This window comes from Acidovorax sp. FW305-C-20-28, from assembly GCF_058783375.1.
The window spans coordinates 106,584-127,869 of the sequence record NZ_JBYSYM010000002.1 but is presented as its reverse complement, the minus strand read 5'-3'; the positions used below and the strand labels follow the sequence as shown (position 1 = coordinate 127,869).

Below are 21,286 nucleotides of genomic sequence, written 5' to 3'. Positions count from 1 at the left end.
CAGGTGCAGCGTACAGTGCGTCCATGCGTCGGGGCCCTGGCTCCGGCAACCCCAACCCATCCATCGCACCCCCGGAGGCCCCATGGTCAAGAAACTGCAGAAACTCAGCGCCGACAAGAAGAGTGGCAATGCCCAGCTGTCGAGCACCGTCAAGGACTCGGCCCAGCAGATCTGGCTGGCTGGCCTGGGTGCCTTCTCCAAGGCCCAAGAAGAAGGTGGCAAAGTGTTCGAGTCCCTGGTCAAGGAAGGCCTGTCCATCCAGCGCAAGACCCAGGCCGTGGCCGAGGAGAAGATCTCCGAAGCCACCAGCCGCGTGACCACCATGGCCAGCGACATCGGCTCCAAGGCCCAGGGCCAATGGGACAAGCTCGAGAACATCTTCGAAGACCGCGTGGCCAAGGCCCTGTCCAAGCTGGGCGTGCCCTCGGCCCGCGACATCGAAGCCCTGAACGCCCGCATCGACGCCCTCTCCAAGGGCAAGGCAGCGCCCGCCAAGGCCGCAGCAAAGTCCGCAGCCCCCGCCAAGAAGGCCGTGGCCAAGAAGGCCGCCGCCAAGCCCGCAGCCAAGGGCACGCCCGCTCCCGCCAAGAAGGCAGCCGCCAAGCCCCGCGCGGCAGCGAAGAAGGCTGCAGCACCAGCGACCAGCGCCTGACCGACACGCGCGGCCCTGGCCGCCCCAGGGCAGATGACGGCTGGCATGCCTTGTGGCATGCCAGCCGTTTTGCTTGGTGCTGGCAGCGCCCGGCGCATGCGCCCCGGCCCTTCGGGGGCATGCCACATTTGATGCAATGCAGCATCCGCCGCTCGGTTAGAGTGTCGCCAGAGATACGCACCGACCGATCCCAAACGACGCGAAGAGGGCCTGCACACATGGTGAAGAAAGCGCCGCGACGCACCGCAGAACGCATTCTGGAAGTCACGCTGGACCTGTTCAACCGGTTCGGCGAACCCAACGTCTCCACCACCCTCATCTCCGCCGAACTGCGCATCAGCCCTGGCAACCTGTACTACCACTACCCTGCCAAGGACGAGCTGATCAACGCGCTGTTCGACCGCTACGAACAGGCGCTGACCGAGCTGCTGGCCGCCGCCGATGGGGTGCGCAACGTGGAAGACGCATGGTTCTTCATGCACACGCTGTTCGAGCTGATCTGGCAGTACCGCTTCCTGTACCGCGACCTCAACGACCTGCTGTCCAAGAACCGGCGCCTGGAAACCCACTTCCAGGCCATCCTCAAGAACAAGACCCGCGCCGTGCGCGCCATGCTCGATGGCATGGGCCGCTCGGACGCACTGCACATCGACACGCGCGAACTGGAGGCCACCGCCACCAGCATGGTGGTGGTGCTGACCTACTGGCTGAGCTTCGAGTATGTGCGCGACCCGCGCCGCGCGCTGGAGCCCGAGAGCGCCCAGACCGCCCTGCTGCGTGGGGCCCACCATGTACTCAACCTGCTCATGCCCTACCTGGAGAGCGGGCAACGCGCCCACCTGCTGGAAATCGTCGGCGCCTACGCCATCCCACCGGGCTGAACACGCAGGCACCACCCCCTACACCCGACCCCAAGAACCACAGGAGACACACCATGGCCAAATGGACCCCTTTTCCCCATGCGGGTGACTACAGCTTCGATGCCACGAGCGTGAAGAAGCACTGGGCCCGGCTGCACAGCGGCGATGCCGAGCCCTGCCCCAAGGATGCGGCCGTGCTGCAGGCCTGGGCGCTGTTCCACAGCGGCGATTTCGAAAAGGCCACCGCGGCGGGCCTGGCCACCGGTGGCCCCGGCATCACCGTGGCCAACAAGGCAACGGCCATCTACGCCACCTACCTCGAACAGAAGGAAAAGACCCGCCTGGACCTGTTCACCCAGGTGGCCGAGCGCGCCGAGGCCCAGGCCGGCGAAGACCCGAACAACGCCAATGCCTGGTACTGGCACGCCTATGCCCTGGGCCGCTACAGCCAGGGCATCAGCGTGGCCAAGGCCCTGGCCCAGGGCCTGGGCGGCAAGGTCAAGGAATCGCTGGAAAAATCCATTGCCCTGGCCCCCAAGCATGCCGATGCACGCATCGCACTGGGCGCCTTCCACGCAGAGGTGATCGACAAGGTGGGCTCGCTGATCGGCGGCATGACCTATGGCGCCAAAAAAGACACGGGGCTCAAGCTGTTCCAGGAAGCCTTGAAGCTCAACCCCGGCTCGGCGATCGCCATGATCGAATACGCCAATGCCCTCGTCATGCTCGAAGGCGACAAGAAGATGAAGGAAGCCACCCAGCTCTATGAGAAGGCCGCCGCCTGCGAAACGGCCGATGCCATGGAGCGCTTGGACGTGGAGATGGCGCGCGCCGAACTCGAAGATTGATGGAGCCGCTGAGCGCCAGCGAGGCGCTCAGACTGAAAAACGTCGGGAGGCGATCTCCAGCAGCCCGTCGAAAATCAGGTTGTCCACCAGTTCGAAGGGGCGCGTCATGCTGGGCGCCATCTTCCAGCCAGCGCCGCCGGTCATGATGCAGGCCGGCTCCTCGCCGCAATGCTGGAGGACATGCTGCACCATGCGCTCCACGGCGCCTGCGATGGCGTAGGTGCCGCCGCTGGTCAGGGCATCACTCGTGTTGGTGGGGAACATGCGCACGTCACCCGTGGGCACGTGCAGGCCGGCGGTGCCGGTCTCCAGCGCGCGCAGCATGATGCCGTGCCCGGGCAGGATGAGCCCGCCCATGAAGCGGCCATGCGCGTCGATGCATTCCACCGTGACCGCCGTGCCCACCATCACCACCACCAGCGGCCGTGCCGGCCCCTGGGCCAGCACATGGTGGCGCGCACCGATCATGGCCACCCAGCGGTCCGAGCCCAGGCGCGAAGGGTGGTCGTAGCCGTTGATGAGCCCCGCCTCCTCGCCCGAGGACACAACCCATTGCGGCGGCACGTCCCACAGCTCCATCTGCTCCTGCACGCGGCGCTTGGCGGCGTCTCCCGCCACCACGCAGCCCAGCATGCGCTCTGGCACCGGCAGATCGGCCCAGCTGCCTTCGGCCAGCTTCTCGATATGGTCCAGGAATTCGGCGCCGTGGGCCAGCAGCGTGGCCCCGGGGCGGTGGGCGTCGTACAGGGCCCACTTGAGGCGGGTGTTGCCGACGTCGATGGCCAGGAAAGTCATGCGGCGGATTATCCCGAGTTTTGGCACAACCCACCCGGCACGCCCACCAAAGGCCGCAGCGCCGCAGGTCGCCCCGGCGACAGCAGAGGCCTCCAATGTGAAAAATCGTGTCGCGCGCCCGTCTTACACCAAGGCGCCGCACTTTGCCGCTACAGTGGCCTCTCCTGTTTTGTGCAACCTTAGGAGATACGACATGGGTCTTTTCAGTTTCATCAAGGAAGCCGGTGAAAAGCTGTTCGGCGGCAAGGACGCGCAGGCCGCCACGGCTGCCGCACCATCGCAGGACGAGCTCAACGCCACGGCCGCCAAGGCCATCGAGACCTACATCGGCACGCAGAACCTGGGCGCGACCAATCTGCAGGTGGCCTTCGATGGCAGCCAGGGCAAGGTCACCGTCAAGGGCGACGCCCCGACGCAGGCGGCCAAGGAGAAGATCACCCTGTGCTGCGGCAACGTGGCCAGCGTCACCAGCGTCGAGAACCTGATGAACGTGACCAACCCCGAGCCCGAGGCCCAGTACCACGACGTGGTGCGCGGCGACACGCTCTCGGCCATCGCCAAGAAGTTCTACGGCGACGCCAACAAGTACCCCAAGATCTTCGAGGCCAACAAGCCCATGCTCACCCACCCCGACAAGATCTACCCGGGCCAGAAGCTGCGCATTCCACCACTCTGAGCGCACAGCGCTTTCCAACGAAAAAGCGGGCTACCAGGCCCGCTTTTTTCATGGCGTCCGCTCAGCCTTGCCGCCATGGCAGGCCGCGAAAGCGCCAGCCGCCCTTGCGTCCCCGATGCGCCTGGCCATCGGCATCCCCCTCGAAGCCTTCGAGGATGTTGTAGGCGGTGATGCCCAGCTCGGTCGCGCGCTTCGCGGCCGCCACCGAGCGCACACCGCTGCGGCACAGCAGTACGGCACGCCCCCCCTCGGGCACCGCCAGGCGGATCTGCGCATCGAAGTCCGCATTCATGGCCATGCCGGGCCACTGCTTCCAGGCCACGGGCACGGCACCGGGCACCTGGCCCACCCATTCGCGTTCGGCATCGCTGCGCACGTCGACCAGCACGGCCTGACCGTCCTGCACCCATTGCCAGGCCAGTGCGGGCGATACGTCGCCGGCGTAGCCCTGTGCCTCGCGCGGCGCCTGCTGCGCCACGCCATCGGCGTCCTGGCGCTGGCCCGAATGCTGGTTGGCGGGCACGGCCTCGTCCATGCGGCGCGGGCGCGGCAGGTTCAGCGAGCCCATGAGCGCGACGAACTCGGCCTCGCTGCGGCCCGCCACGCGGGCATTGCCGGCCTTTTCGGCGGCTATGCTGCTGTGGCTGCGGCCCTGGTAGTCGTGGCCGGGCCAGACACTCGTGTCGTCGGGCAGCGCGAACAGCACGCCCGTGATGCTGCGGTAGAGCTCGGCCGCATCGCCCGACTGGAAGTCCGTGCGGCCACAGCCGTTGATGAGCAGCGCGTCGCCCGTGAACACATGGTTGCGCCAGCGGTAGGACATGCTGCCGGCGGTGTGTCCGGGCGTGTGCAAGGCCTCCAGGGTCTCGCCGCCAAAGGCCAGGGTGTCTCCATGGCGCAGTTGCACGACCGCCGTGCCGATCTCGCAGCCTGCCGGCGCCGCCATCTGGGCGCCCGTGTGCTCGGCCAGGCGTGCGGCACTGGTGATGTGGTCGGCATGGGTATGGGTCTCCACCGTCCAGCGCAGCGTGAGCCCCAGCGACTGCAGCGTGGCCAGGTCGCGGTCGAGCTGCTCGTCCACCGGATCGATGATGGCGGCCTGGCGCGTGGCCGGGTCGTGCAGCACGTAGGTGTAGGTGCTGGAGGCGGGATCGAAAAGCTGCAAGGGGATCATGGTGGGCCTGGATGCGGTGGTTCCCGCCATTTTGCCGCGCCCGATGCCACCCTGCCCCGCTCGGGCTCAATCCCACAACGGTGCCGGCTCGTCTCTCAGATGATTGCGCAGGGCTGCATAGTCCGGCACCACGGTGGCCACCGTGTCCCAGAAACGTGGGCTGTGGTCCATCACGCGCAGATGGGCCAGCTCGTGCGCCACCACGTAGTCGATGACGGCGGGCCGGTAGTGCAGCAGGCGCCAGTTCAGGCGGATGGAGCCGTCGGCCTTGGCGCTGCCCCAGCGCGTCTGCGCGCTCGACAGGCGCAGGCTGGTCCAGCGCACACCCAAGAGCGGCGCGAAGTGCTCCAGCCGCTCGGTGAAGTGGCGCTTGGCGTCGCGCATCAGCCAGGCCTGCACCGCATCGCGGATCTGTGCGGGCCCGGCGCTGTGCGGCAGGCCGATATGCAGGCGCTGCACAGGCACTGCGCCGGCCGCGTCCTCCACCGCCAGGGCCTTGAGCTGGCCACCACGGCCGCTGAAGCCGTGCGCAGGATCGAGCACCACGGTGACCGGCTGGCCCAGGTAGGGCAGCACGGCGCCATCAGCCCAGACGATGCGCCCGCCTTCCATGCGCTGCTGGCGCTCGCGTGCCTCGCCGAGCTTGCGCAGGATCCAGTCGGACTTTTCGCGCAGCGCGGCGTCGATGGCGCCGAGGGTGACCCAGCTGGGGGCACGCACCGACAGGCCATCGGGCCCCACGCTGAAGCCGATGGTGCGCCGGCGCGCGCGCTGCAGCGCATAGGCGACCACCGCCTCGCCCAGCAGCAATTCGCGCTTGGCCGCGGGATGGCGGAACTCGGCAGGCGACAGCAGGGTAGGCAGGGCAACCGCGGGCGGCCCCGCCGGCCGGGGCGGCGCTGCAGCCACAGGGGCCTGGGCGGGCGGTGGCGGCTCGGCCGCCTTGGGCGCTGGCGTGGGTGCGGCACCCGGTGGCGGGGTGTCGAAGAAATCCAGCGCCAATTGCACGAGCCGCTGCATCATGGGGAAAGCCGTGGTCCGGTCAGTGGGTTGCGGGGTAGGCCTCGGGGTCCAGACGGCGCATCTCGGCCTCGATCCATGCCTCGACCTCGCGCATCAGCTCTTCCGGCTCGCGCCCAGCGCTGGGGATGGGCTGACCGATGGACACATCCACCACGCCCGGGCGCTTGACGAAAGCCCGGCGCCCCCAGACCTTGGCCGAGGTCACGGCAATCGGCACCACGGGCGCGCCGGTCTCGACTGCCAGGCGCGTGCCGCCGGTCTTGTAGGTGCCCTTCTGGCCGCGCTCGATGCGCGTGCCCTCGGGGAACATGATGATCCAGATGCCCTTGGCCAGCAGCGCCTTGCCCTGCTCCACCACCTTGTTGAAGGCCTGCGCGCGCTGGCTGCGGTCGATGTGGATCATGTCCAGGCGGCCGATGGCCCAGCCGAAGAAGGGCACGTACAGCAGTTCTTTCTTGAACACGTAGGCCAGCGGGTGCGGCATGATCGTGGGCATCAGAAAGGTCTCGTAGGTCGACTGGTGCTTGACCAGCAGGATGGCGCCCTCGTTCTCGCCCTGGGGCAGGTGCTCCATGCCGGTGATGCGGGTGCGGATGCCCAGCAGCACGCGCGCCCCGCTGATGCACAACGACAGCCATGCGGCCGCAATGCGGTACAGCGGCAGCCCACGCACACCGAACAGCGTGCCCAGCATGATGAGCAGCGCATAGGGCATGCAGGTGGTCGCCATCCAGACCAGGTGAATGATGGAACGGATCAGTGCCATGGTGTGAGGATCGTCTTGCGCGGGTCACTGCAGCATGGCGCAGCGGACCCGTGTGGAAAAGGGGTTGGGCAGCGGGTCAGACCGCCATCAACGGCACCGCCGGCAGCAACTGTTCGACAAACGCCGCCAGGCTGGCATGCACCTGCGTGCCCGGGGGGTAGCCGGGCGGCACACCCTGCCCCGGCGCCAGGCCGGCCGCGCTGCCGGTGCACACCAGGTGCAGTTGCGCACCCAGCGCGGCGCCCGCCTGCAAGTGCGCCAGGCAGCTGCCCACCACCTGCACATCGTGGCGTTCCACGCCGTAGCGGTCGCTGATCTGTTCGAGCAGGCCAGGGCCGGGCTTGCGGCAGGTGCAGTCTTCCTCGGGAGCATGCGGGCAATAGAACACGGCATCGATGCGCCCGCCCACGGCCGACAGCTGCTTGTGCATCTTGGCGTGGATGGCATTGAGCGCCACCACGTCGAACAGCCCGCGCCCCAGGCCCGGCTGGTTGGTGGCCAGCGCCACATGCCAACCGGCATGGTTCAGGCGCGCGATGGCCTCGAGCGCACCGGGCACGGCGGTCCACTCCTCGGGCGAGGTGACGAAACCCTCACCCAGCGGGTTCAGGGTGCCGTCGCGGTCCAGGATGGCGAGTTTCATGGGATTTCCCTTGTGACAGCCGCCAGCCTAGCAGGTCATGCAGCGAGGCGGGAGAGGTCGGCTACCCGGTTCATGGCATCGTGCAGGCTCTTGAGCAAGCCCTGGCGGTTCAGGCGCAGGTCCATCTCCTCGGCATTGACCATGACGTCGTCGAAGAAGGCATCCACCGGGGCGCGCAGCACGGCCAGGGTCTGCAGCGAGGCGGTGTAGTCGCCTGCGTCGAACTGGGCATTGGCCTCGGGCACGAAGCGCTGCAGCGCGGCGTACAGGTCCTGTTCGGCCTTTTCCTTGAGCAGGTCGGGATTGACGTGGGCGTCCACTTCGCCGGCCTTCTTGAGGATGTTGGCCACGCGCTTGTTGGCAGCGGCCAGGGCCGGGCTTTCGGGCAGGGCAGCGAAGGCGCGCACGGCGGCCAGCTGCCTTTCGACCAGCGCCAGGCGCTGCGGGCGCAGGGCCAGCACGGCATCGACCTCCTGGGCGCTGTAGCCCTGCTCGCGCAGGCTGCCGGCCAGGCGGTCGTAGATGAAGTCGGCCAGCGCCGCCGAGGCATCGGTGATCTTGTCGCCGAATGCCGGCACGGCGCCGGCCAGCAGCGCCCCCAGATCCAGCGGCAGGTCCTTCTCGACCAGCATGCGGATCACGCCCAGCGCGTGGCGGCGCAGCGCGAACGGGTCGCGGTCGCCCGTGGGCAGGTTGCCGATGCCGAACATGCCCGCCAGGGTTTCGAGCTTGTCGGCCAGCGCCACCACCACGCCGGCGCTGTTGCGCGGCAGCGTGTCGCCGGCAAAGCGCGGCTTGTAGTGGTCTTCGATGGCGTCGGCCACCACTTCGCCCAGGCCGTCGTTGAGCGCGTAGTAGCGGCCCATGGTGCCCTGCAGCTCGGGGAACTCACCCACCATGTCGGTCACGAGGTCGGTCTTGGCCAGCAGCGCAGCCTGGTCGGCCTGGGCCACCAGCGTGGCGTCGCCCAGTTGCTCGGCAATGGCCTTGGCGATGGCGCGCACGCGGTCCACACGCTCGCCCTGGGTGCCCAGCTTGTTGTGGTAGACCACCTTGGCCAGGCCGTCCACGCGCGAGGCCAGGGTCTTCTTGCGGTCCTGGTCGAAGAAGAACTTGGCATCGGCCAGGCGCGGGCGCACCACGCGCTCGTTGCCGCCGATCACGAAGCTCGCGTCCGCAGGGCTGATGTTGCTCACCACCAGGAACTGGTGGGTGAGCTTGCCGGCGGCGTCCAGCAGCGGGAAGTACTTCTGGTTGGCCTTCATCGTGAGGATCAGGCACTCCTGCGGCACGTCGAGGAATTCCTTCTCGAAGGCGCAGGTCAGCACATTGGGGCGCTCGACCAGGGCGGTCACTTCGTCGAGCAGGGCATCGTCCTCGATGGGGCGGGCGCCATTGCCCACCTGGGCAGCGGCCGCGGCCAACTGGCGCGCGATCTCGGCCTTGCGCCCTTCGAACGAGGCGATCACGGCACCGTCGCTCTGCAACGTGGCGGCGTAGCTGTCGGCGTCTTTCAGCACCACGGGCGAGACGGCGGCCTCGAAGCGGTGCCCCTGCGTGCTGTTGCCGGCCGTGAGGCCCAGCGCCTTCACGGGCACCACGGTGCTGCCGTGCAGCGCCACCAGGCCGTGCGCCGGGCGCACGAAGTTCACACTGGTCCAGCCGGGCAGTTCGCAGTCGGATTCGAGCTGGTAGCTCATCACCTTGGGGATGGGCAGCTTGGCCAGGGATTCCTGCAGGGCCTTCTGCAGGCCTTCTTCGAGCGTGGCGCCGGGCACCACGCTGTCATAGAACAGGGCTTCGGCCTTGCCGTCGGGCGCGCGCTTGAGCGCGGCCACGGCGGCGGCAGGGTTGGACACGTCCGCACCCAGGGCCTGCAGCTTCTTGAGCAGGGCGGGCGTGGCGTTGCCGCCGGCATCGAGGCCCACGGTCACGGGCATGAGCTTTTGCTGCACGGCCTTGTCGGCGGCCTTGGCGGCCACGGCGGTCACATGGGCGGCCAGGCGGCGGGGCGAGGCGAAGGCGGTCACGGTGGAGGCCGGCGTGGCCAGGCCCAGGGCCTTGAGCTGCTCGGCCAGCACGCCGGCAAAGGCGTCGCCCAGCTTCTTGAGCGCCTTGGGGGGCAGCTCTTCCACGAACAGTTCGACCAGGAGGTTTTGCGTTGTCGTCATTTGTCAGGGGCTCCGGCGGTGGCTCAGGCGGCGGGTTTCTTGGGCAGTTGCTCGACCCAGGCACGGGGTGCCATGGGGAAGCCCAGGCGCTCGCGGCTCTCGTAGTAGCTTTGCGCCACGGCACGCGCCAGGTTGCGGATGCGGCCGATGTAGGCGGCGCGCTCGGTCACGCTGATGGCGCCGCGTGCATCCAGCAGGTTGAAGCTGTGGGCCGCCTTGAGCACCTGCTCGTAGGCCGGCAGGGCGAGCTGCTGCTCCATCAGGTGCTTGGCCTGCTTTTCGTGCGCGTTGAAGGCGGTGAACAGGAAGTCGGCGTCGCTGTGCTCGAAGTTGTAGGTGGATTGCTCCACCTCGTTTTGCTTGTAGACGTCGCCGTAGCTGAGCTTGGAGCCGTCCGCGCCTTCGGTCCAGGTCAGGTTGTAGACGTTGTCCACGCCCTGCAGGTACATGGCCAGGCGTTCCAGGCCGTAGGTGATCTCGCCCGTGGCGGGCTTGCAGTCGATGCCGCCCACCTGCTGGAAGTAGGTGAACTGCGTCACCTCCATGCCGTTGAGCCAGACTTCCCAGCCCAGGCCCCAGGCGCCCAGGGTGGGGTTCTCCCAGTCGTCCTCGACGAAACGGATGTCGTTCTTCTTGAGGTCGAAGCCCAGGGCCTCCAGCGAGCCCAGGTACAGCTCCAGGATGTTGGCGGGTGCGGGCTTCAGGACCACCTGGAACTGGTAGTAGTGCTGCAGGCGGTTGGGGTTCTCGCCGTAGCGGCCGTCCTTGGGGCGGCGGCTGGGCTGCACGTAGGCGGCTTTCCAGGGCTCGGGGCCGATGGCGCGCAGGAAGGTGGCGGTGTGCGAGGTGCCGGCGCCCACTTCCATGTCGTAGGGCTGCAAGAGGGCGCAACCCTGCGCGTCCCAGTAGGACTGCAGCTTCAGGATGATTTGCTGGAATGTCAACATGGCGTCTGTGGCGCTGGCAAGCCAGGGCCGGGCATTAAAGGGGGAATGGAGAAAAAGGCCGTTGCGCGGGGGAACCCCTCGCGCACGCAAACCCGTGATTTTACGGCGCTGCAGCACGCCTTCGCTCGCGGGCCTCGCGCAGGCCGCTCCCGGGCGTGAAAACACGGCCCCAAGTACAAAGGCCGGGGCCCTTTTGGAGCCCCGGCCTTTCCAACCGATTGCGCAAGCTGTCTGTCTGCCGGTGCGCACCGGTGGCTGCCCGCAAGGGCAGCCGGTCGGCGCACGCGTGGTGCGCCAAATCAAAAATCAATACTCCCAGAAGATGCGCTGGAGTTCCTTGCTGTCGTTGGTCTTCGTCAGGGCCACCATGGCGAGGATGCGGGCCTTCTGGGGGCGCAGGTCGTGGGCCACGACCCAGTCGTACTTGTCGTCGGGCTGCTCGGCGTTGCGCAGCACAAAGCCATCAGGCACACGGGCCGAGCGCACCACCTGCACGCCCTGGGCGCGCAGCGCCTGCAGGGCGGGCACGGCCTGGGCCGCGACGGAGCCGTTGCCGGTGCCGGCATGGACCAGGGCCTTCACGCCGGCCTTGCCGTAGGCTTCGATGCCGGTGGTGTTCATGTTGCCGTAGCCGTAGACGATGTCCACCGCGGGCAGGGCCTGGATCTCGTCGATGTTGAACTCGGACGCGCTGGTGTGGCGCTTGACCGGGGCGCGGAACCAGTAGTTCTTGCCTTCCACCACCATGCCCAGCGGGCCCCACTGGCTCTTGAAGGCCTCGGTCTTGATGTTGATGGTCTTGCTCACGTCGCGGCCGCTCTGGATCTCGTCGTTCATGGTGACGAGCACGCCCTTGCCGGCGGCATCCTTGCTGGCGGCCACGCCCACGGCGTCGTACAGGTTCAGGGCACCGTCGGCCGACAGGGCCGTACCGGGGCGCATGGAGCCCACGACCACGATGGGCTTGGCGGTGCGCACCACCAGGTTCAGGAAGTAGGCGGTTTCTTCCAGCGTGTCGGTGCCGTGGGTGACGACGATGCCGTCCACGTCGGCCTGCTTGGCCAGGGCCGAGACACGCTTGCCCAGTTGCAGCAGGTGGTCGTTGGTGAAGCTTTCGGAGGCGATCTGGAACACCTGCTCGCCCGAGACGCGGGCGACGCCGGCCAGTTCCGGCAGGCCGGCCAGCAGCTTGTCGACCGGCACCTTGGCCGCGGCATAGGTCGCGCTGTTGGCAGCCGAAGCGCCAGCGCCGGCAATGGTGCCGCCGGTGGCCAGCACCACGACATGGGGGCGGGCGGCCTGGGCCATGGCCACGGCCGACGCGGCCGAGAGCAGCAGGCCGGCAAGCCAGCGGTGCATGGGGTGGGAAATGCGCATCACAGAAATCTCCAGACAGTTGTTTTTGCAGAGGGCTGCCGCGGCCTGCGCTGCGGCGGCCCTCACCCGCTCGTTGGCGGTGCCGGATCGTATGAGAGACTCGCGCACACTTACAGGGAATAATCAGCCATCCCTTGTGAATTTCACTCACACCCATGAACCTGCGCCAACTCGAGGTCTTCCAGGCCGTGCTGCAGACCGGCAACATGAGTGCCGCGGCGCGCCTGCTGTGCATCACCCCCTCGGCCGTGAGCAAGGCCGTGGCACACACCGAGCTGCAGCTGGGCTACCGCCTGTTCGTGCGCACGCCGGCCGGCCTCACGCCCACGCCCGAAGCCCAGGTGCTGGCAGCCGAGTCCACCGGCATCCACCGCCAGCTCGACGCGCTGCGCCGCACGGCGCGCAACCTGGGCACCAGTGACACGGGCGACGTGCGCCTGGCCGCCATCCCCTCGATCACGCACGAGTTCCTGCCGCGGGTGCTGCAGGAGCACGCCCTGCGCTACCCGCAGGTGGGGGTGGAGGTGCGCACCATCCACCAGGACCAGATGACGCAGGCATTGCTCACGCGCAGCGTGGACTTCTGCCTGGGCTTCTACAAGCACCCGCACCCGCAGGTGCGCAGCGAGCTGCTGGTCAGCGGCCGCATGTACCTGGCCGTGGCGCAGGCGGTGTGGACACGCGCACCGCGCGCCGTGACCCCGGCCGCCCGGCTGGCCCAGGTACCGGTGATCCGGCTCGTGGGCGACGACCCCATGCGCCAGTCCATCGACGAAATCGCCCAGCGCCTGGGTACGCCCGCAGGGCCCGGCCTGCAGGTGCAGACCTCGCGCCTGGCGCTGGACCTGGTGCGCCGCGGCATGGGCTGGACGGTGGTGGACTTCCTCACCGCCACCCAGCTCGACCCGCAGGCCATGGTGGCGGTGGAGCTGCACGAGTTGCCCCCCATGTCGCTGTACAGCTACCACGCACGTGCCCTGCCCCCGGGCCTGCCCGCCACCCGCATGCTGGCCATGCTGCCGGGGCTGTTGCACCAGGCCCTTTCGGCAAAGGCGGCATGAAAAAACCCGCCATCCCTTGCGGGATGGCGGGTTGCGCTGAAAACCGCGCGGGTCAGTTATCCCAGCGACGGAGCACCAGGCTGGCGTTGGTGCCGCCAAAGCCGAAGCTGTTGGACAGCGCGGTGCGGATCGGCGCATCGCGCGTCTCGCGCACCAGGGGCATGCCCTCGGCGGCGGGCTCCAGGGTCTCGATGTTGGCCGAGCCGGCAATGAAGCCCTGGCGCAGCATCAGCAGGCAGTAGATGGCCTCTTGCACACCGGTGGCGCCCAGCGAGTGGCCGGTGAGCGACTTGGTGGACGAAAACGGCGGAATCGCGTCGCCGAAGACCTCGCGGATGGCGCGCAGTTCTGGCACGTCGCCCACCGGCGTGGAGGTGCCGTGGGTGTTGATGTAGTCGATGGGGCCGTCCACCGTGGCGATGGCCTGGCGCATGCAGGCGATGGCGCCGTCGCCCGAGGGGGCGACCATGTCGGCACCGTCCGAGGTGGCGCCGAAGCCGATGACCTCGCCCAGGATGGTGGCACCGCGCGCCTGCGCGTGCTCCAGGCTTTCGAGCACCACGGCGCCGCCGCCGCCCGACAGCACGAAGCCGTCGCGGTGGGCGTCGTAGGCGCGCGAGGCCTTCTCGGGCGTGGCGTTGTAGGCGCTGGACATGGCGCCCATGGCGTCGAACAGCAGGCCCATGCCCCAGCTGACTTCCTCGCCGCCGCCGGCGAACATCACGTCCTGCATGCCCCAGGCGATCTGCTGGGCAGCCGCGCCGATGCAGTGGGCCGAGGTGCTGCAGGCCGAGGTGATGGAGTAGTTGATGCCCTTGATGCCGAAGTTGGTGGACAGGCAGGCGGACACGGTGGAGCTCATGCAGCGCGTGACCTGGTAGGGCCCGACGCGGCGGATGCCCTTGCTGCGCAGGATGTCGGCCGCCTCGATCTGGTTGGCAGGCGAGCCGCCGCCCGAGCCCATGATGAGGCCGGTGCGCGGGTGCGAGACCTGCTCGGGCGTGAGGCCCGACTCGGCAATCGCGTTGGCCAGCGAGATGTGGGCGTAGGCGGCCGCATCACCCATGAAGCGCAGCTGCTTGCGGTCGATCAGCTCTTCGAGGTTGATCTGCGGTACACCCGCCACCTGGCTGCGCATGCCCAGCTCGGTGAACTGCGGCATGGCGCGGATGCCAGGGCGGCTCTCGCGCAGGGATTGGGTGACGGTGGCATTGTCGTTGCCAATGCACGAGACGATGCCCGTGCCCGTGATGACGACGCGTTTCATGCGGCCTCCCCAGCGGCTGCGCCTGCTTCCTCGCGCTTGAACAGGCCCACGCGCAAATCGCTGGCCACGTAGATTTCCTTGCCGTCGGCGTACAGGCGGGCATCGCCGATGGCCATGACCAGCTTGCGCTTGATCACGCGCTTGATGTCGATCTCATAGGTGACGAGTTTCACGTCCGGGCCCACTTCGCCCGTGAACTTGACTTCGCCGGCGCCCAGGGCGCGGCCCTTGCCGGGCAGGCGCAGCCAGGTCAGGTAAAAGCCGATCAGCTGCCACATGGCATCCAGGCCCAGGCAGCCGGGCATGACCGGGTCGCCCTGGAAGTGGCAGGCAAAGAACCAGAGGTCGGGACGCACGTCCAGCTCGGCGCGGATCTTTCCCAGCCCGTGCTCACCCCCATCGCTGTCGATGTGCGTGATGCGGTCGAACATCAGCATGGGCGGCAGCGGCAAACGCCCGCTGTCTGCGTCGAACAGCTTGCCCTCACCCGAGGCGATCAGTTGTTCGTAGGAAAAGGAATCTGCCATTTTCAGTCGTGCTCCAGAACAGCGGCCTTGCCGCTTCAAATCATCGTTGTGCGCAATACAAGCCCCCGCTTGCGCCCTCTATTATCAAGGCACCGGCCGGCCCGGCATCGGATTGGCCTGTCAGGGTACTGGGGCACCCGGTCTCGGCTGACCTGGATCAAGCCCCATCCCCCCGGAAATCACCGGCTTTTTCGGCCGCGTACCACGGCGGCCAGGGCCACGATGGCGCCCGCCAGCGCGGCCAGGGGCACCAGGCCCCAGCGCGACACCCACCAAGCATAGGGCGTGATCGCCCAGCCCTGCTGCGCGTCCACGCCCCGGCCCTGCACCTCGCCCAGCAGCACGCCCCGCGTGTGGCGCTCCAGTTGGTGGGTGACCACACCCCGGTGGTCGATGATGGCCGTGGCGCCGGTGTTGGTGGCACGCACCATGGGCCGCTCAAACTCCAGCGCGCGCATGCGGCTGATGTGCAGGTGCTGGTCGATGGCCACGGTGTTGCCGAACCAACCGATGTTGCTGAAATTGACGAACACCGTGGGCGCGCCGGCCGGGTCGGCAAAGCGCACGCCCAGCTCTTCGCCGAACAGATCCTCGTAGCAGATGTTGGGGGCGATCCTCTGGCCGGCAAAGGCAAACGGGGCCTGGCCCAGGCCGCCGCGGTTGAAATCGCCCAGCGGGATGTTCATCATCTGCGTGAACCACTTGAAGAAGGGCGGGATGAACTCGCCGAACGGCACCAGGTGGTGCTTGTCGTAGCGGTAGGGCGCGGTCAGGCCGGGCCGGGCGCCCAGCACGGAATTGGTGTAGCCCTCGGCCTCGTCCCCCAGCGGAATGCCGAGCAGCACGGCCTGCGAGCCGCTGCCGTAGCGCTTGGCGATGCCTTCGAGGTAGCCGGGGATGAGCTGCTGCGGCAGCAGGGGGATGGCCGTCTCGGGCGCCACGACCAGCGAGGCGCTGGCGCTGTCGAGCTGCTCGCGGTACCACTGCAGCGCCAGGGGAACCCCGGAGCCGGGCTGGAACTTCTCGTCCTGCGGGATATTGCCCTGCAACAGCGCCAGCTGCAGCGGCGCAGGGGCGCGTGCCGCCGGCGTGTGGCACAGCTCCACCGCGCAGTGGCGGTCCGCGGTGGCCAGCCCCAGCAGGGCCAGCCCGCCCAGCACCAGCGCCCAGGCGCGCAGGCTGCGCAGGTCGCTGGCACGCACCTGCACAAGCAGCATGGCCAGGACCGCCGTGGCAAAGCCCAGGCCATAGACGCCGACGTAGCGCGCCAGCACAGCCAGCGGCCCATCCACGTGGGCGTAGCCACCCGCGCCCCAGGGAAACCCGGTCCACAGCCAGCCCCGCGCCATTTCGGCCAGCAGCCAGACAGCACCGAACAGCAGTGCGGCGCCTCCACGGTGCTCCACCGCAAGACGACCGAACACCCCCAGCGCGAGCGCGTAGTAACTGGCCAGGAAGGCGGCGAGCCCCAGGATGGCGGCCACCGTGAGCGGCGCGGCCAGCCCCCCATAGGTGTGCATGGAGATGTAGAGCCACCAGAAGGTACCGCACAGCCACGCGGTGGCGAAGACAAAGCCCAGCAGCGCGCTGCGGCGCCAGGTGGGGGCGCCTGCGCGCACCTGCCAGGCCAGCACGGCCAGGGATGCGATCTGCAGCCACCACTTAGGCTGGCCATTCCAGGGCAGCGCCAGCGAGGCCGCCTGCGCCAGCCCGGCCAGCACGGCGATCCACAAGGGCAAGGCGATCCTGGATGCCTGCGTTCCGCGCGCCAGCCCCATCAGTCGCCAGCCTGGCTCTCTTCGATGCGCGACACCTTGAACCAGCGCACGGCGCCGCCCTTGGTGTGCAGCACCACGAAATGCAGGCCACCGAGCTGCACATGCTCGCCGCGCCGGGGCACATGGCCCATCTCGTGGGCGATAAGGCCCCCGATGGTGTCGAACGCCTCCTCGCGGTCGCTGCCTTGCAACGTGACCTCGAAGGATTCGGCCACACGTTCGATGGGCGTGTCGCCGCTCACGCGGTAAGTGCGGTCGGCCAGGGCGAAGATGTCGCCCGCGTCCTCGGGAATGTCGAACTCGTCCTCGATCTCGCCGACGATCTGTTCGAGCACGTCCTCGATGGTGATGAGGCCCGCCACACGGCCGAATTCGTCGATCACGATGGCCAGGTGGTTGCGGTTGCCGCGGAACTCGCGCAGCAGGTCATTGAGGCCCTTGCTCTCGGGCACGAACACGGCCGGGCGCAACAGCGCGCGGATGTTGAGCTCAGGAGCCCGCTGCAGCTTGAGCAGGTCCTTGGCCATGAGGATGCCGATGATGTTCTCGCGCTCGCCCTGGAACACCGGAAAGCGCGAGTGCGCCGTGGTGATGACCAGGTACAGCAGGTCTTCGAACGGCGCGTCGATGTTGACCAGGTCCATGCGTGGCGCGGCCACCATCACGTCGCCCGCCGTCATGTCGGCCATGCGGATGACACGCTCAAGCATCACACGGGATTCCGCGCCAATGACGTCGTTGTCCTCGGCCTCGGCCAGCGTTTCGATCAGCTCTTCGGTCGAGTCCGGTCCGGGGTGGATGAACTCGGCGACTTTCTGCAGGAAGGTGCGCTTGTCTTCCTTTTCGGGCAATCGCCCGGGGTGCGGGTCAGACACTGTCTCTTGTGCAGGACGTGCGGTAGTGGATCAGGGGCTCTAGGATAGCGGATTGTTGTGACAGCGCCTGTCGTCCAGGCGGCCGCTGCCCCGTGCGGGCCGGCCTACCCCGTGCTGCGCCGCCTATTATTCGGCGGACTGGTGGCGCGCGTGCTGCACGCCACTGCGCACTTCCTGCACCCCGGCCAGAAAGTCCCAGAACTGCTTGGCCTGGCGCTTGAGCTGGTAGTCCACCTCGGCGAACTGCTGCTCGACCAGCTCGGCCACGCGCGTATCGAGGCTGGCCGGCGCGATCTGCAGGTAGGCCTCGGACTCCGAGCCATCGCGGCGCACCTGGGCGCCCGCGTTGCGCGCAATCTTGAGCATGGCGGTATTTTCCGACAGCGCATGGATGAACACCATGTTCACCCCTTCGTTGCGGGCATGCATCACGGCGCGCTCGAACAGGCGCGCACCAAAGCCCCGGCCCCGAGCCTGCTTGAGCACGGAGACGCCGAACTCCGCGCAATGCTTGTACTCGGGATGCTCGGAAAATGCCAGGTGGGCCATCGCGATGAGTTCGAGGCGGCGGTTGTAGATGCCGAAGATCTCGTCACGGTTGAAGTCGAGCTGGTCCGCATAGCGGCGGATCTGCTCGTCATTGGCGGCATAGCCGAAACGCAGGTAGCGGTCGGCAGGCTCCAGCTGCAACAGGTGGGCCGTGATGCGCTCACGGTACGAGGGGCCGAGCGAACGGATGGGGACCATCAGCGGTGCAGACATGGTGTCCTCGCTTTCATGCGGGCGTCCCGTGACCGGGCGCAGCATGCCCCGGCCCGCGTCCCAGGATGCCTTGAGCCAGTCTTTGGTAGCGAACATGGCTCCAAATATAAGGGTTTTCCCTAGGAATTTCCAGCGGTTTTTGCTGCATCGCAGCAAAATAGTGAGGCACGTCGAATTCCTTCAAAAACGGGGTCATGCAATGCCCATCCTGCATGGTTTGCTCCTTATTTCATAGCAAAATGGCTGCTACACCGGGCCCATGCCAGCCCCATGGGCCACCGGCTTGGCAACGCCACGTTAAGCCTGCCACGCACAGGATGCAAGAGCAACACCCCTGGCGAGGCGGGGAGCGCCCGCTGTTGGCAATCCGCCCCTCAGGGCAGTCGGCGGACGGGCGGGGCCTCGGCCTGCGCCGTGTAGGCCGACAGCACGGGCACGGGCGTGGCTGCCGCAGCCGGCAGGCCGCAGGCGGCAGGCTGGCCCGGGGCTGCATCCCGGGCGCTGCCGCGCGCCTTTTCCAGCACGCTCGCCCGGTCCACCGACAGGGCCACGGAGTCACCCAGTTGCAGAACCGCGCTTTCCAAGGCCTGGGTCTCCGACAGATCCAATTGTCCGGCACGCGCGTCCACCCGCAGCGAACGCATGCGCGCGGCATTCACCTCCATCGACGCCGTACCCCGGCGGGTGCGTTCCGCGCACTGGGCCGGGTCCTCGGCCACTCCAGGCACCCTCCAGGTGCCGCAAGGCCGGCACTGGGTGGACCACAGATCCAGGTACTGGACGGTGCCGCGCACGGCGATCGACTGCCCCGCCACCTCCAGCCGTTCCACGGGGACTTGCGCTTCGATGCGGGCACGTGCAAGTGCCAGGTGCCGGAACTGGGTGGGCAGCACGATCTCATCCATCCACACCATGGACTTCCCATGCCGCCTGGGCGGGGTACCGGCGGGCGCCGGGGCTTCGGTCCAGTGCAGGACCAGGGTGTCGCCTTCGCGGGTGGCGGTGAGCCCCGGGAATTTCCCGAACAGCGGGTCCGGACCATCGCCATCCCCAGGGCGCGACTGCACGGTGATCCGCACATCGGGCACATCGTCCAGCACCACGCGCACCAACAGCCGCGAGGCATTGTCACCCGCCTCCTCCAGCCGCAGGCCGGTCACGCCCGCCAAGGCCTGGGCCTCGATGGTATAGGCCACGGCAGCGGGATCAGGCCTCTTGAAGCGGTCCATGCCGCTCGCGAACAGCAGCATCCAGAACAGCAGCAGCGTCGCCAGAAAAAGCCAGCGCCCGCGCCGGGGTGCGGGGTGCCGACGGGCCACAGAGGGGTTCACTGCAGCTCCTTTTCTTTCAGGTGCACATAGGCCTGCAGCCACAGCAGCGCCGGCAAGCCGATCCACAGCAGCACATTGATGGCCTGGACGCCCGCATCCAGGGGCACGGACCGGCGCGAGGACCACCAGGCAAACAGCACCTCAGCCCGCACCCCCGCCACGGAACACACCAGCGCCGTGAGCACGAACAGCGCAAAGCCCAAGGCCAGGGTCTTGAGCAGGGACGCCCGCGCGTAGTAGAGCGAGCCCGCCACGGCAAACGCCTGCAGGGCCCAGAAGCCGATCAGCAGCCCGGCCTGCTGAGGCACTGGCATGGCCTGCCGCGCGGCCATTTTCGCCAGCGGCACGAAGAGCGCATAGTCCTCGGGCTTGAAGGTCTGCGGCTCCAGGGCCGAGCGCACGGCCATGGCGATCTGCTGCACGGGCCAGGAGATGGCCAGGAACAACAGGCTGTAGGCCAGCGGATAGGCCATGGCCACCACCACAGCGCACAGCAGCCATTTCTCGAACACCGACGCGGGCCGCATCAGGGCCAGCAAGGCCGACTCGCGCTGCGCCATGGCGCCGAAATAGCGCCCGGCAAACACAAAGCCCGTGAGGAACAAGCCACCAAAGTACAGCGAAACCTGCACCGGGGTCTGGAACGCAGAAAAGCCGGACACCCCCAGCAAGAACAACAGCAGCGCGATGTAGAGCATGCCGCACACCAGCAGGTGCGCCAGGTACTGCGGACGCTGCTCGGCCCACTGGGCCCGCGCCAGGCGCCGCCAACGCGCCCACGAGAACGTGGGCGATTCGGGAGCGCGCACCGGGATGAATTCCATGCTCATGCCTGCTCCGGGGACACGCCCGTTTGCTGCGCTGGCACCAGCGCCGCCAGCATGCCATCGCGGTTGAGGCTCAGTGCCTTGTAGAGAAGCTCCAGCTGCACGGAGCCGTCCACCGGCAGCGTCTGCGCGTCGGAGGGGGAATGCCGCGCCACATAGGCGATCTGCTGCCCAATGCGCTCCTGGTAGAGCAGGTCCTGCGCGGCCGGCAAATCCTGCTCGCCACCCGCCACGCCGGTGCGCAGCACCCCGGCCAGGTCGGCCATGCGGGCCGACAAGGCCAGTTGCCCCTGGTCGATGAACCAGATATGGCTCAGGATGCTTTCCAGATCGTGCGCCTGGTGGGTGCTGATGAGCACGGCGCGCTCGGCATGCTCGGGCCGCTGCACCAGGCGGCGGAACTGGCCGCGGCCCACGATGTCGAGGCCGTTCGTGGGCTCGTCCATCAGCAGCAGCGGTGTGCCGGTGGCCAGGGCGAAGGCGATCGCCGCCTTTTTCTTCTGCCCCAGGCTCATGGCCTCGAAACGGCTGGCGGTGGGCACCTCCAGTTCGTCCAGGTACTCGCCGAACAAGGCCCTGGAAAAGCGCGGATAGAACACGCCCTGGGTGTCCGCCAACTGGCCCGTGGTCAGGTTGGGCAGGTGGAATTCCTCGGGCACGATGCAGATGCCGGCCAGGAAGTCGGCCGCCCGCTCGCGCGGCACCTGGCCCAGCACCTGCATGCGGCCGGCCCAGGGGGTAAGCAAGCCGCACAGGAGCTTGAGCAGGGTGGACTTGCCGCTGCCGTTGCGCCCGAACAGGCCATAGATGCCGGGCTGGCGCACCTGGGCCGAGAAGCCCTGGTAGAGCGCGTTGCGGCCGTAGCCGAAATGCAGGTCGTCGATGGCGATCACGAACAGTCCCTCTCTGGAACGCGGCAGCCAGGC

At 68.0% G+C, this 21,286-nt stretch carries 21 protein-coding genes and 1 pseudogene; 5 read left to right on the top strand and 17 right to left on the bottom strand.

What is annotated here, in order from left to right; translation table 11 throughout:
• Positions 1 to 82: 82 nt before the first annotated feature.
• The 3 genes from AC3WOH_RS03960 to AC3WOH_RS03950 all read left to right on the top strand — a co-directional run bounded on the left by AC3WOH_RS03960 (position 83) and on the right by AC3WOH_RS03950 (position 2,360).
• A complete protein-coding gene (locus AC3WOH_RS03960) occupies positions 83 to 652 on the top strand; it encodes a phasin family protein (RefSeq protein ID WP_184858758.1) in 570 nt (189 codons plus the stop codon).
• A 218-nt stretch (positions 653 to 870) separates the two neighbouring features.
• The gene (locus AC3WOH_RS03955) at positions 871 to 1,533 is read left to right on the top strand and encodes a TetR/AcrR family transcriptional regulator (RefSeq protein WP_184858760.1); all 663 of its coding nucleotides are present in this window, start codon (positions 871 to 873) and stop codon (positions 1,531 to 1,533) included.
• Positions 1,534 to 1,586: 53 nt separating this feature from the next.
• A complete protein-coding gene (locus AC3WOH_RS03950; RefSeq protein WP_492228102.1) occupies positions 1,587 to 2,360 on the top strand; it encodes a tetratricopeptide repeat protein in 774 nt (257 codons plus the stop codon).
• 27 nt (positions 2,361 to 2,387) lie between these two features.
• On the opposite strand, the gene AC3WOH_RS03945 is transcribed toward AC3WOH_RS03950, so the two are convergent.
• Positions 2,388 to 3,155 carry a type III pantothenate kinase gene (locus AC3WOH_RS03945; RefSeq protein ID WP_492228101.1) on the bottom strand — a complete coding sequence of 256 codons (768 nt, stop codon included), beginning with the start codon at positions 3,153 to 3,155 and terminating at the stop codon, positions 2,388 to 2,390.
• Positions 3,156 to 3,348: 193 nt separating this feature from the next.
• Between AC3WOH_RS03945 and lysM the strand changes: the two genes are divergently transcribed.
• On the top strand, positions 3,349 to 3,831 hold the full coding sequence (lysM, locus tag AC3WOH_RS03940; protein WP_184858766.1) for a peptidoglycan-binding protein LysM: 483 nt from the start codon (positions 3,349 to 3,351) through the stop codon (positions 3,829 to 3,831).
• Between the two features lie 61 nt (positions 3,832 to 3,892).
• Here lysM and AC3WOH_RS03935 read toward each other — a convergent pair whose 3' ends face one another.
• From AC3WOH_RS03935 to AC3WOH_RS03900, 8 genes and pseudogenes are all read right to left on the bottom strand, one after another.
• Positions 3,893 to 4,309 (bottom strand): rhodanese-like domain-containing protein, encoded by a 417-nt coding sequence (locus AC3WOH_RS03935; protein WP_492228295.1) that lies wholly within the window; start codon positions 4,307 to 4,309, stop codon positions 3,893 to 3,895.
• Positions 4,310 to 4,504: 195 nt separating this feature from the next.
• A pseudogene (locus AC3WOH_RS03930) lies at positions 4,505 to 4,777 on the bottom strand (MBL fold metallo-hydrolase); the annotation flags it as partial.
• A gap of 294 nt (positions 4,778 to 5,071) precedes the next feature.
• Positions 5,072 to 6,025 carry a M48 family metallopeptidase gene (locus AC3WOH_RS03925; RefSeq protein ID WP_492228294.1) on the bottom strand — a complete coding sequence of 318 codons (954 nt, stop codon included), beginning with the start codon at positions 6,023 to 6,025 and terminating at the stop codon, positions 5,072 to 5,074.
• A gap of 22 nt (positions 6,026 to 6,047) precedes the next feature.
• Complete coding sequence (locus AC3WOH_RS03920) at positions 6,048 to 6,794, bottom strand: lysophospholipid acyltransferase family protein (protein ID WP_492228100.1); 747 nt, start codon at positions 6,792 to 6,794, stop codon at positions 6,048 to 6,050.
• A gap of 76 nt (positions 6,795 to 6,870) precedes the next feature.
• On the bottom strand, positions 6,871 to 7,437 hold the full coding sequence (gene gmhB / locus AC3WOH_RS03915) for a D-glycero-beta-D-manno-heptose 1,7-bisphosphate 7-phosphatase (RefSeq protein WP_492228099.1): 567 nt from the start codon (positions 7,435 to 7,437) through the stop codon (positions 6,871 to 6,873).
• Between the two features lie 35 nt (positions 7,438 to 7,472).
• On the bottom strand, positions 7,473 to 9,608 hold the full coding sequence (gene glyS / locus AC3WOH_RS03910; protein WP_492228098.1) for a glycine--tRNA ligase subunit beta: 2,136 nt from the start codon (positions 9,606 to 9,608) through the stop codon (positions 7,473 to 7,475).
• 23 nt (positions 9,609 to 9,631) lie between these two features.
• The gene (gene glyQ / locus AC3WOH_RS03905) at positions 9,632 to 10,555 is read right to left on the bottom strand and encodes a glycine--tRNA ligase subunit alpha (RefSeq protein ID WP_492228097.1); all 924 of its coding nucleotides are present in this window, start codon (positions 10,553 to 10,555) and stop codon (positions 9,632 to 9,634) included.
• A gap of 306 nt (positions 10,556 to 10,861) precedes the next feature.
• Entirely contained in the window at positions 10,862 to 11,932 is a 1,071-nt protein-coding gene (locus AC3WOH_RS03900; RefSeq protein ID WP_492228096.1) for a type II asparaginase, read from the bottom strand.
• Between the two features lie 155 nt (positions 11,933 to 12,087).
• On the opposite strand from AC3WOH_RS03900, the gene AC3WOH_RS03895 reads away from it, so the two are divergent.
• Positions 12,088 to 12,993: a LysR family transcriptional regulator gene (locus AC3WOH_RS03895; protein WP_492228095.1), complete on the top strand. Its 906-nt coding sequence runs from the start codon at positions 12,088 to 12,090 to the stop codon at positions 12,991 to 12,993.
• Positions 12,994 to 13,045: 52 nt separating this feature from the next.
• On the opposite strand, the gene fabB is transcribed toward AC3WOH_RS03895, so the two are convergent.
• The 8 genes from fabB to AC3WOH_RS03855 all read right to left on the bottom strand — a co-directional run bounded on the left by fabB (position 13,046) and on the right by AC3WOH_RS03855 (position 21,253).
• Positions 13,046 to 14,260, bottom strand: coding sequence for a beta-ketoacyl-ACP synthase I (fabB, locus tag AC3WOH_RS03890; RefSeq protein WP_492228094.1), 1,215 nt, complete (start codon positions 14,258 to 14,260; stop codon positions 13,046 to 13,048).
• Positions 14,257 to 14,787: a 3-hydroxyacyl-[acyl-carrier-protein] dehydratase FabA gene (fabA, locus tag AC3WOH_RS03885; RefSeq protein ID WP_184858783.1), complete on the bottom strand. Its 531-nt coding sequence runs from the start codon at positions 14,785 to 14,787 to the stop codon at positions 14,257 to 14,259. The genes fabB and fabA overlap by 4 nt, the downstream gene beginning before the upstream one ends.
• Positions 14,788 to 14,966: 179 nt before the next feature.
• Positions 14,967 to 16,565: an apolipoprotein N-acyltransferase gene (lnt, locus tag AC3WOH_RS03880; protein ID WP_492228093.1), complete on the bottom strand. Its 1,599-nt coding sequence runs from the start codon at positions 16,563 to 16,565 to the stop codon at positions 14,967 to 14,969.
• The gene (locus AC3WOH_RS03875) at positions 16,565 to 17,440 is read right to left on the bottom strand and encodes a CorC family transporter (protein WP_492228092.1); all 876 of its coding nucleotides are present in this window, start codon (positions 17,438 to 17,440) and stop codon (positions 16,565 to 16,567) included. Before AC3WOH_RS03875 ends, lnt begins: the two co-directional genes overlap by 1 nt.
• Positions 17,441 to 17,566: 126 nt before the next feature.
• Positions 17,567 to 18,298 (bottom strand): GNAT family N-acetyltransferase, encoded by a 732-nt coding sequence (locus AC3WOH_RS03870; protein WP_184858788.1) that lies wholly within the window; start codon positions 18,296 to 18,298, stop codon positions 17,567 to 17,569.
• A gap of 278 nt (positions 18,299 to 18,576) precedes the next feature.
• Entirely contained in the window at positions 18,577 to 19,533 is a 957-nt protein-coding gene (locus tag AC3WOH_RS03865; protein ID WP_492228091.1) for a hypothetical protein, read from the bottom strand.
• On the bottom strand, positions 19,530 to 20,363 hold the full coding sequence (locus AC3WOH_RS03860; protein WP_492228090.1) for a hypothetical protein: 834 nt from the start codon (positions 20,361 to 20,363) through the stop codon (positions 19,530 to 19,532). Before AC3WOH_RS03860 ends, AC3WOH_RS03865 begins: the two co-directional genes overlap by 4 nt.
• Entirely contained in the window at positions 20,360 to 21,253 is an 894-nt protein-coding gene (locus AC3WOH_RS03855) for an ATP-binding cassette domain-containing protein (protein ID WP_492228089.1), read from the bottom strand. The genes AC3WOH_RS03860 and AC3WOH_RS03855 overlap by 4 nt, the downstream gene beginning before the upstream one ends.
• Between the last annotated feature and the right edge of the window lie 33 nt (positions 21,254 to 21,286).

Excerpts from the sequence above, each read along its gene's own strand:
- AC3WOH_RS03960 (WP_184858758.1), top strand. The coding sequence starts at position 83 with ATGGTCAAGAAACTGCAGAAACTCAGCGCCGACAAGAAGAGTGGCAAT.
- AC3WOH_RS03955 (WP_184858760.1), top strand. The coding sequence starts at position 871 with ATGGTGAAGAAAGCGCCGCGACGCACCGCAGAACGCATTCTGGAAGTC.
- AC3WOH_RS03950 (WP_492228102.1), top strand. The coding sequence starts at position 1,587 with ATGGCCAAATGGACCCCTTTTCCCCATGCGGGTGACTACAGCTTCGAT.
- AC3WOH_RS03945 (WP_492228101.1), bottom strand. The coding sequence starts at position 3,155 with ATGACTTTCCTGGCCATCGACGTCGGCAACACCCGCCTCAAGTGGGCC.
- lysM (WP_184858766.1), top strand. The coding sequence starts at position 3,349 with ATGGGTCTTTTCAGTTTCATCAAGGAAGCCGGTGAAAAGCTGTTCGGC.
- AC3WOH_RS03925 (WP_492228294.1), bottom strand. The coding sequence starts at position 6,025 with ATGCAGCGGCTCGTGCAATTGGCGCTGGATTTCTTCGACACCCCGCCA.
- AC3WOH_RS03920 (WP_492228100.1), bottom strand. The coding sequence starts at position 6,794 with ATGGCACTGATCCGTTCCATCATTCACCTGGTCTGGATGGCGACCACC.
- gmhB (WP_492228099.1), bottom strand. The coding sequence starts at position 7,437 with ATGAAACTCGCCATCCTGGACCGCGACGGCACCCTGAACCCGCTGGGT.
- glyS (WP_492228098.1), bottom strand. The coding sequence starts at position 9,608 with ATGACGACAACGCAAAACCTCCTGGTCGAACTGTTCGTGGAAGAGCTG.
- glyQ (WP_492228097.1), bottom strand. The coding sequence starts at position 10,555 with ATGTTGACATTCCAGCAAATCATCCTGAAGCTGCAGTCCTACTGGGAC.
- AC3WOH_RS03900 (WP_492228096.1), bottom strand. The coding sequence starts at position 11,932 with ATGCGCATTTCCCACCCCATGCACCGCTGGCTTGCCGGCCTGCTGCTC.
- AC3WOH_RS03895 (WP_492228095.1), top strand. The coding sequence starts at position 12,088 with ATGAACCTGCGCCAACTCGAGGTCTTCCAGGCCGTGCTGCAGACCGGC.
- fabB (WP_492228094.1), bottom strand. The coding sequence starts at position 14,260 with ATGAAACGCGTCGTCATCACGGGCACGGGCATCGTCTCGTGCATTGGC.
- fabA (WP_184858783.1), bottom strand. The coding sequence starts at position 14,787 with ATGGCAGATTCCTTTTCCTACGAACAACTGATCGCCTCGGGTGAGGGC.
- lnt (WP_492228093.1), bottom strand. The coding sequence starts at position 16,565 with ATGGGGCTGGCGCGCGGAACGCAGGCATCCAGGATCGCCTTGCCCTTG.
- AC3WOH_RS03870 (WP_184858788.1), bottom strand. The coding sequence starts at position 18,298 with ATGTTCGCTACCAAAGACTGGCTCAAGGCATCCTGGGACGCGGGCCGG.
- AC3WOH_RS03860 (WP_492228090.1), bottom strand. The coding sequence starts at position 20,363 with ATGAGCATGGAATTCATCCCGGTGCGCGCTCCCGAATCGCCCACGTTC.